This window comes from Streptomyces sp. NPDC126510 (assembly GCF_040302345.1).
Taxonomy (GTDB): Bacteria; Actinomycetota; Actinomycetes; order Streptomycetales; family Streptomycetaceae; genus Streptomyces.
This window is the reverse complement of sequence record NZ_JBEORR010000095.1, coordinates 1-1,853: the sequence shown is the minus strand read 5'-3', so window position 1 is coordinate 1,853 and position 1,853 is coordinate 1. Positions and strand designations below refer to the sequence as shown.

General features: G+C 60.3%; 3 protein-coding genes. All 3 read left to right on the top strand.

Annotated elements, in window-relative coordinates:
- Positions 1 to 208: 208 nt before the first annotated feature.
- A complete protein-coding gene (locus ABTX60_RS43120; protein WP_209923428.1) occupies positions 209 to 853 on the top strand; it encodes a hypothetical protein in 645 nt (214 codons plus the stop codon).
- A 39-nt stretch (positions 854 to 892) separates the two neighbouring features.
- A complete protein-coding gene (locus ABTX60_RS43115; protein ID WP_003945099.1) occupies positions 893 to 1,186 on the top strand; it encodes a transposase in 294 nt (97 codons plus the stop codon).
- Positions 1,183 to 1,853 (top strand): DDE-type integrase/transposase/recombinase (locus ABTX60_RS43110; protein ID WP_352102050.1); only part of this gene is annotated, 671 nt, incomplete at its 3' end. The genes ABTX60_RS43115 and ABTX60_RS43110, both read left to right, overlap by 4 nt.

Below are 1,853 nucleotides of genomic sequence, written 5' to 3'. Positions count from 1 at the left end.
GTGGCCTCGCTGTTGTCGCGTTGTGAGAGACCAACAGCATGTCGGGGCCACGAGCCCCATCAACTACCGGGCACCCCGCTCAAGCGCGAAGAGCCCAATATTGAAGTGCCGTACTTGATCAGTTTTCACGTGCCGTCGACACCTGTGGTTTCGGGTCTCGGCGGGTTCCGCTGCGGTTTCTGCCGTCGCTTTGCTCGCGCTGGTTGTCGTGGGGATCTCGAAGGAATGGCTGGTAGTGCGGTACAGCGCAGTATTGGCCCCGTTGGGCGCGATTGTGGCGGCGTCGATTGCATCGGCTGGTGCCGCGCGATTGGCGATGGCTCAGACCGCAAATGCTGACAGAACTCGGCTCGAAGATGCCGAGAAAGATCTGTGGAGTCGATTCGAGGGGGCTGCGAAGCAGCTCGCTGATGAGTCGCACTTCGCGATTCGGGTAGCAGGGGTTTACGCCTTCGTCGGTTTGGCTGACGACTGGCTCCGGCTTCGACGCAAGAAGAATGTCACCGCTCGGGAGAACATCGTGCGAGCTGAGTGCGAGACGATCACAGACACCCTGTGTGCCTACCTCCGTCAAAATAATCGTAAAGTCCCGGATGTCACTGGTCCGAACGATGAGTCGCGCGCACGAGTAAAAGCTCAGCGAATAGTGAACGAGGCAATAATCAGCCAGTTCCGGATACATCTGCAGTTCGAGAAGAATGGCGAAGAAGCCGGGGGCCTGTGGGCTGACATTGGGCTGAGACTTGATCTGCGCGGCGTCGACATTACGAGCGCCTATTTCGACGGGATGGATCTGAAGGATTCGGTGTTCGTAGACGCTGAAGGGTCTGCTGCACGGATAGGTGACATCTGATCTGTGGTGCCGAGAGGTGCCGCTGGAAGGATGTGCACCATGCCGAAGCCCTATCCCCGAGAGTTCCGTGAGGACGTTGTTCGGGTTGCCCGCAGTCGCGAGCCCGGAATGCTGTTGAAGCAGATCGCCGCCGACTTCGGGATCAGTGAATCCTGCCTGACGGGTTGGCTGAAAGTGGCCGATATCGAGGACGGAATCAAATCAGGAACTACCGGTGAGGACGTGGTCGAGAACCGGGAACTGCGCAAGCGAATCCGGTTGCTCGAGCAGGAGAACGAAGTCTTGCGCCGTGCTGCCGCCTATCTTTCCCAGGCGAACCTGCCGGGAAAATGATGTACCCGCTCGTTCGTGAGCTGGCCGAGGACGGCATTCCCGTCACGGTGACGTGCCGGGTACTCGAGATCGCTCGCCAGCCCTACTACCGGTGGCTGGCTGACCCGGTGACCGATGCCGACCTCGCGGAGGCCTACCGGGCGAACGCTCTGTTCAGGGCCCATAAGGACGACCCGGAGTTCGGCTACCGGTTCCTGTTCTACGAGGCTCGCGACGCCGGCCAGGTGATGGCCGAGCGCACAGCGTGGCGGATCTGCTCGAACAACGGCTGGTGGAGTGTGTTCGGCAAGAAACGCGGAAAAGCCAAGCGCCCGGGGCCTGCGGTCCACGACGACCACGTCCAACGCAACTTCACCGCCGATGCTGCGAATCAGCTGTGGCTGGGCGACATCACAGAGCATTGGACGAGCGAAGGCAAGCTCTACCTGTGCGCGTTCAAAGACGTATTCTCCAACCGGATCGTTGGCTACTCCATCAGCGATCGGATGAAGTCCCGGCTCGCGGTCGATGCGCTCGACAACGCCGTCGCCCGCCGAGATTTCGTCGCAGGCTGCGTGGTCCACACCGACAGAGGATCGCAAGGCGCATTCAACTGGTCGAAGCAACACGTTGCTGTTGAATTGATCGTAGGTGTTCGTCCCAAGCTTCAGCGGGGGTTCGCCATTGG

What these genes read in the sequence shown, in the direction of transcription:
- ABTX60_RS43115 (WP_003945099.1), top strand. Translation starts at nt 893, where the DNA reads ATGCCGAAGCCCTATCCCCGAGAGTTCCGTGAGGACGTTGTTCGGGTT.